Source organism: Mesorhizobium sp. M7A.F.Ca.CA.002.04.1.1, assembly GCF_004022805.1.
In the GTDB taxonomy this organism is placed as follows: domain Bacteria; phylum Pseudomonadota; class Alphaproteobacteria; order Rhizobiales; family Rhizobiaceae; genus Mesorhizobium; species Mesorhizobium ciceri.
Genome location: NZ_RZPL01000276.1, coordinates 1 through 6,723 on the forward strand (window position 1 = coordinate 1; position 6,723 = coordinate 6,723).

Genomic DNA, 6,723 nt, shown 5'->3' on the forward strand with positions numbered 1-6,723 from the left:
CCCGCCCTTGGTCGCCGCCATGAAATGATGCGGCTGCGCGGCGGATTTCACCGCCTCGGCGGCTATGCGCAGATTGCCGTCGGTGCCGTTCTTGAAGCCGACCGGGCAGGAGAGGCCCGAGGCCAGTTCGCGGTGGATCTGGCTCTCGGTCGTGCGCGCGCCGATCGCGCCCCAGGCGACGAGGTCGGCAATGTATTGCGGGGTGGTCATGTCGAGGAATTCGGTCGCAGCCGGCAGGCCGAGATTGTTGACGGCCGACAGCACATTGCGTGCCATCCGCAGCCCCTTGTCGATGTTGAAGCTGCCGTCGAGGTGGGGATCGTTGATCAGGCCTTTCCAGCCGACCGTCGTGCGCGGCTTTTCGAAATAGACCCGCATCACGATCTCCAGCCGGTCCGACAGGCTCTCGCGCAGCGCCGCGAGACGGCTGGCGTAATCGACGGCCGCGACCGGATCGTGGATCGAACACGGGCCGACGATGACGAGCAGCCGGTCGTCGGTCCCGTTCAAGATGGCATGGGTTGCATTGCGCGATGCGCTGACGGTGCGCGTCGCCGTCAAAGTGCGCGGTATCTCCCGCATCACCTCGTCCGGTGTGCTCAGTTCTCGGATTTCCTTGACCCGGAGGTCGTCTGTGGTGGTCAACACGGCTTTCTGCTCCTGTCGAGAGCATGATGCCGAAAAGTGTGAAGCGGTTTTCGGACGACATCATGCTCCCCTTTGATTTAGAGGAAACCTGCCGGCTGAAAACAAAAAAGCCGCCAGGTATGGCGGCTGTTCGGATCTTGTTGCTGCAATCTTCAGATCGAGCGCAATCCTCCCGCCGCCAGCGAGCTCCTAAAGTACCAATATGTGACGGTCAGGTTGATCATGAGGCTCATATAGTCGATGCGGAGGCACTTGTCACGTGCCCTGATGCGGAGACAATTCGGGATGGCCGAAGCACCCAAATTTCGTCATCCCTGGGCGGAGCAGGAGCGAAGCTCCGTCGCGGAGACCCTGGGATCCATTCCGTGACTTTGGCCGAATGGTGCAGCGGAGCAGAATTCCGCACCGCAGCAACGCTCAGAAGTCGCGGCATGGATCCTCGGGTCTGCGCCGCGTCGCTACGCTCCTTGCACCGCCCGTGGATGACGAAGTGATGGGCGTTTGAGACTCGCCGGCGTTACTCCGGTGACGCCCCCGCAATGCTTTGATCGTAGTCGACCAGCGACCCGGTCATGACACCGGACTGCGGGCTGACCATGTAGCTGATCAGACGGGCAAGCTGGTCCGGCTTGACCAACTGGCCCATCGGCTGCGTCGCTTCGGCCTTCGCCAGCCAGTCGTCCGGCGCGTCGTGCCACTTCTTCTGCACGATGTCCTCGCCTTCCGTATCCATCCAGCCGGGCAGCACCGCATTGCAGCGGATGCGGTTGTAGCGATAGGCATTGGCGACATTCTTGGTCAGCGTCATCAGCGCGCCCTTGCTGGTCGAATAGGGCGTCAGGAACGACTGGCCGGTATGCGCCGACATCGACAGCACGTTGACGATCGAGCCGGGTGCCTTCTTTTCCAGGAGATGCGCCACCACGCCCTGCATCAGGAAGAACGGGCCGCGCACATTGGTATCGAAAATCGTATCGAACAACTCTTCGGAGGTTTCGACCAGCGAACCGCGCGCCGAAGTGGCGGCGGCGTTGACCAGCGCGTTGACGGTGCCGAAATGCGAGATCGCGGTGGCGACCGCGCGCTTGCAGTCCGCCACTTTTGACACATCGGCGCTGATGAAAATCGCATCGACGCCGGCTTTCTTGAAATGGGCGACAGCCTTGTCGCCCTTCTCCTGCGAGCGGCCGATGAGCGCCAGCGCCCGGCAGCCCTCGTCGGCCAACGCTTCGGCAACGGCAAAGCCGATGCCTTGCGCGCCGCCGGTGACGATGGCGCGTGTCTGTGAATTGCGATCGGCGGATGCGCTCATCGCTTTGCTCCTGGATTGAGTTCCGGTTCTTACTTGTCGAGGCGGACGGTCTTGCCGGTGGTTGCCGACTTTAGCGCGGCGTCCGCCAATCGAAGCGCGATAAGCCCATCGGCGCCGCTGGGTGATGCCTTCTTGCCCGAGGTCGCGGCGGCGATGAAAGAGGCAATCTCGATGGCATAGGCGTCGAGATAGCGGGTCATGAAGAAGTCGTGCAGCGGCGGGCGCGTATAGCCCTTCTCATTGGCCAGTTCGATCGACACCGGCCGCTGGTTCTCGGCAGCCACCATGCCTTTCGAGCCATGCACCTCGATGCGCTGGTCGTAGCCATAGGTGGCGCGGCGCGAGTTGGAGATGACGGCCTGCTTGCCGGACGCGGTCTCGAGAATGACGCTGACCGAGTCGAAATCGCCGGCCTCGCCGATCTTCTTGTCCACAAGCACCGAGGCATGCGCGCTCACGGCAACTGGTTCCTCGCCGAGCAGGAAGCGCGCCATGTCGAAATCATGGATGGTCATGTCGCGGAAAATGCCGCCCGAGCGCTTGATGTAATCGATCGGCGGCGCGCCCGGATCGCGCGAGGTGATGGTGACCATCTCGACGGTGCCGATGGCGCCGTCGTCGATCGCCTTGCGCACAGCGGCGAAATGCGGGTCGAAACGCCGGTTGAAACCGACCATCAGCGTCGCCTTGGCCTTGTCGACCACGGCCAGGCATTTCTCGACGCGCTTGACGTCGAGGTCGATCGGCTTCTCGCAGAAGATCGCCTTGCCGGCCTTGGCGAAGCGCTCGATCAGATCGGCATGGGTGTCGGTCGGCGTGCAGATGATGACGGCGTCAATATCTCCGGCTTTCTCGATGTCCTCGATGCTGCGCACCTCGGCGCCATAGGCGCTGGCCAGTTCGGTGGCCGCCTTCTCGAACGCATCGGCAACCGCAACCAGTTTGGCCTGCGGATTGGAGCCGACGGCACGGGCGTGGACCTTGCCGATGCGGCCGGCACCGAGGAGAGCGAAGCGAACGGTCATGGGTATTTCCTCTGGGGGAATGGGTTGGAGAGAGTTGTCCGCACCTTGCTTTTGGGGAAAGGTGGCAAGGCTATTTTTCGAGCGCGCCAGAAAACAGGATGACCATCCTGTTTTAGGCCGCGAGTTCCGCCTCCCCGGTCTTGGCGCCGGTGATGTAGGAGACGATATCGTTTCCGTCGGTGTTCTCCTTGCGCAGATTGGCGACGATGCGGCCGTTCTTGAAGACATAGATGTGGTCGCAATTGTCGAGCTCTTCGGTTTCCGTGGTGTACCAGAGGAAGGTACGGCCGCGGGCAGCCTCCTCGCGCACGAGGTCGTAGACCTCCAGCTTGGTGCCGATGTCGACGCCGCGCATCGGGTCGTCCATCAGCACGATCTGTGCATCCGAGCCGAGCGCACGCGCAAACAGCGCCTTCTGCTGGTTGCCGCCCGATAGCGAGAAAATGTTGTTGTTCATATCAGGCGTACGGATGCCGATCTTCTTCTGCCAGAATGCAGCAAGCTCGGCCTCACGCTGCGGCGAGATCAGCAGCCCGCTGCGCAGCCGCGCCAGCGAGCGGATGCCGATATTCTCGGCGATTGACCATTCCGGAAAGATACCGTCCGACTGGCGGTCGCCGGCGACCAGCGCCACCGGCGCTGTCACCTCGATGCCGGCCCGGGCGCGCGTGGCGCCGCGGAAGATCGCCAGCAGCAGATCGGTCTGGCCGTGGCCCGCCAGCCCGGCAAGGCCGATGATCTCCCCAGCGCAGGCGACGAGGTCGGTGCCGTCCTTCTGCGCGGCGGGCCGCGCCCGGACCCTCAGCGGACTGGCGGCGGGCTTGGCGGCAGCGATTTGCGCCGCGATCTTCTGGCGCGCTTCCGCGCCGCCCATCGCCGTCACCAGCCGGTTACGGTCGAAGGCGGTGGCGGCGTCGGCGACAACCACCTTGCCGTCGCGCATCACCACGATGCGGTCGGCGTTGCGCAGCACCTCCCCCAGCACATGCGAGATCAGGATGCAGCTTTTGCCGCCGGCAACGAAGCGGCGCACGAAGGCCAGCAACTGGCCCGCCGTATGCGCGTCGAGCGACGATGTCGGCTCGTCGAGGATGACGAGGTCGAGACGATCCTGGGTGACGGTGAAGGCGCGCGCCACTTCGACCATCTGGCGACGGCCGATCGACAGGTCGCCGACAATGTCCGACGCCGAGATGCTATGACCCGGAAAGATCTCGTCGAGCTTGGCGGCGATCAGCTCGGCCGCCTTGCGCCGCCAGCCGAAGCCACGCAGCGAAGCGTGGTTGATGCGTGTGTTCTCGGCGACGCTGAGATTGGGGCACAGCGACAGTTCCTGAAACACGCAGCGTATGCCGAGCTGCTGCGCGCGCGACACCGAGTAGTTGTCCTCGGTGTCGCCATGCACGCCGATCTGCCCGCTGTCGGGCACCAGCGTGCCCGCCACCATGTGCATCAGCGTCGATTTGCCGGCGCCATTGTGGCCGACGAGCCCGACGCATTCGCCGGGTCCGACGTGAAAATCCACGCCACCCAGCGCGCGAACGGCGCCGAAATGCTTTTCGGCGCCGTTCAGTCTGATGATGTCAGCGTTACCCCTGGGCATGCTCAACGATACTCGCTTGGCGATACGGACGGCAACGCTTGGCCGACACTCACTTGATGTTGGCTTTGATGGCCGCGATCGCGTCTTCCTGCGTGTATTCGTGGCTGGCGACGCCGCCCTTGGGGATCTTTGGCAGCTCGGCCTCGAAATCGTCCTGCGTGAAGGCCAGATACGGCACCAGCAGGTCGTGCGGAATATCGGTGCGGCCGTCGAGCACCTGCTGCGCCACCCAGAAGGCGAGCGATGACACGCCGGGCGCGATCGATGCCGACCAGGTCTGGTAGCCGTCCTTGTCCTTCTGCTCCTTCCACCACTGCAACTCGTCCTGGCGGTTGCCCATGATGATGGTTGGGCGCGGCTTGCCGGCGGCGGCGAAGGCCTGTGCGGCGCCGTAACCGTCGCCGCCCTGATCGACGACGCCGACGATGTCGGGCAGCGACGGCAGGATGGTCGCCACCGCCTTTTGCGCCGTCGTCTGGTCCCAGTCGCCGGTCACCGAACCGACGATCTTGAACTCGGGATGGGCGGCGACGCCTTCGAGGATGCCGGCATGGATGGCATCATCGATCGAGGTGCCGGCAAGGCCGCGGATTTCAAGCAGATTGCCGCCCTTGGGCTGGAACTTGGCCATCTGCTCGACTTCCTGCTTGCCCATGTCCTTGAAGTCGACGACGACGCGGTAGGCGCAAGGCTCGGTCACGGTGCCATCGAAGGAGACGACGGTGATGCCGGCATCGCAGGCCTGCTTGATGGCGCCGTTGAGCGCATCCGGCGAGGCAGCGTTGATGACGATGGCGTCATAGCCCTGCAGGATCAGGTTCTGCACCTGCGCCGCTTGCGTCGGCACCTCCTTGTCGGCGGTGGTGAAGATGTCGGCCGCGCCGACCACCTTGTCGGCGACCGCCTTCTTGGTGACGATGCCATAGCTGTCGAGCATCGCCTGTCGCCAGGAATTGCCGGCATAATTGTTGGAAAAAGCAATCTTCTTGCCACTGGTGTCGGCCAGCGCCGTGCCCGAAGCGAGCATTGCCGCCAGAGCGCCCAGAACGAACAGTTTCTTCATGTCGTTATCCTCCCAGATGTGTTGACTGCTGTATTCCCACCGGCTTTGACCCGGCCTCACTCCCAACTCTGATTTGAGCACGGATTGTCGCGAGCTCAAAACAGTCTCAATCCCGGCACGCGCACCCTGAGCCGGTACAGCGACGTCGACGCGGCAATGTAGAGGCTTTGCAAATCGTCGTCGCCGAAGGTGAAATTCGCGCAATCTTCGGGCGTCCGGATGACGCCAAGAATGGTGCCCGACGCGTCGAAAATGTGGATGCCGCCGGGTCCGGTGCAGTAAAGATTGCCGCGGCTGTCGATCTTCATGCCGTCGGGCGCTCCCGGCCCGTCGCCCTCGGTTGCTGCCCACACCGCGCCGCCATTGAGGTCGCCATTGGCTTCGACGCCGAACACCCTGATGTGCCCGCGTTCGGTGTCGTTGATGAACAGCCGCGACTCGTCCAGCGAAAAGCACAGCCCGTTCGGCTGCCCGAAATCGTCGGCCAGCAATGTCAGCCGGGCGCCGTCGCCATCGATGCGGTAGACGCCCTGGAACGGCAGCTCCTGCGGGCGTGGCACGCCATAGAACTCCCTCCGGCCATAGCCCGGATCGGTGAAGTAGATCGATCCGCCGGTGGCAACGACGATATCGTTCGGGCTGTTGAGCTGCTTGCCCTGATGATGCGTGGCCAGCACGGTCACGCTGCCGTTGGGCTCGGCGCGGGTCACGCGGCTCGTTGCGTGCTCGCAGGTGACCAGCCGCCCCTGGCGGTCCAGCGTGTTGCCATTGGCCTTATGGCTCGGCTCGCGGAACAGCTCGATCTCGCCCTCGGCACTGCAGCGATACATCCGGCTTTCCGGAATGTCGGAGAAGACCAGCCATTTCTCATAGGGATGCCAGACCGGCCCTTCGAGGAAGCCGAAGCCGCTCGCCAGCGTTTCGATCGGCGCATCGCCGACGACATCGTCGAAACCGGAATGGCGCGCACGCGCCGGCACCGACATCATCGGCTCCCGGCGCGAACAGCCGTGCTACTCCGCATGGTGACGAATGGCATGAGCGCTTCCCGATACAGTCTTCTTGTTGGGGC

At 63.7% G+C, this 6,723-nt stretch carries 6 protein-coding genes; all 6 read right to left on the reverse strand.

Annotation, left to right across the window (positions count from 1 at the left end; genetic code table 11):
- A partial coding sequence (locus ENZ75_RS16060; RefSeq protein WP_128278178.1) for a 3-deoxy-7-phosphoheptulonate synthase occupies positions 1-648 on the reverse strand: 648 nt, incomplete at its 3' end.
- 517 nt (positions 649-1,165) lie between these two features.
- A complete protein-coding gene (locus tag ENZ75_RS16065; RefSeq protein WP_013528365.1) occupies positions 1,166-1,960 on the reverse strand; it encodes an SDR family oxidoreductase in 795 nt (264 codons plus the stop codon).
- Between the two features lie 29 nt (positions 1,961-1,989).
- Positions 1,990-2,985, reverse strand: coding sequence for an inositol 2-dehydrogenase (gene iolG / locus ENZ75_RS16070; RefSeq protein WP_063169773.1), 996 nt, complete (start codon positions 2,983-2,985; stop codon positions 1,990-1,992).
- Positions 2,986-3,097: 112 nt separating this feature from the next.
- Positions 3,098-4,588, reverse strand: coding sequence for a sugar ABC transporter ATP-binding protein (locus ENZ75_RS16075; protein ID WP_245481161.1), 1,491 nt, complete (start codon positions 4,586-4,588; stop codon positions 3,098-3,100).
- Positions 4,589-4,637: 49 nt separating this feature from the next.
- Positions 4,638-5,651: an ABC transporter substrate-binding protein gene (locus ENZ75_RS16080; RefSeq protein ID WP_013528926.1), complete on the reverse strand. Its 1,014-nt coding sequence runs from the start codon at positions 5,649-5,651 to the stop codon at positions 4,638-4,640.
- A 95-nt stretch (positions 5,652-5,746) separates the two neighbouring features.
- Positions 5,747-6,637, reverse strand: coding sequence for an SMP-30/gluconolactonase/LRE family protein (locus tag ENZ75_RS16085; protein ID WP_063170401.1), 891 nt, complete (start codon positions 6,635-6,637; stop codon positions 5,747-5,749).
- Positions 6,638-6,723 lie beyond the last annotated feature (86 nt).

Excerpts from the sequence above, each read along its gene's own strand:
- ENZ75_RS16065 (WP_013528365.1), bottom strand. The coding sequence starts at position 1,960 with ATGAGCGCATCCGCCGATCGCAATTCACAGACACGCGCCATCGTCACC.
- iolG (WP_063169773.1), bottom strand. The coding sequence starts at position 2,985 with ATGACCGTTCGCTTCGCTCTCCTCGGTGCCGGCCGCATCGGCAAGGTC.
- ENZ75_RS16075 (WP_245481161.1), bottom strand. The coding sequence starts at position 4,588 with ATGCCCAGGGGTAACGCTGACATCATCAGACTGAACGGCGCCGAAAAG.
- ENZ75_RS16080 (WP_013528926.1), bottom strand. The coding sequence starts at position 5,651 with ATGAAGAAACTGTTCGTTCTGGGCGCTCTGGCGGCAATGCTCGCTTCG.
- ENZ75_RS16085 (WP_063170401.1), bottom strand. The coding sequence starts at position 6,637 with ATGTCGGTGCCGGCGCGTGCGCGCCATTCCGGTTTCGACGATGTCGTC.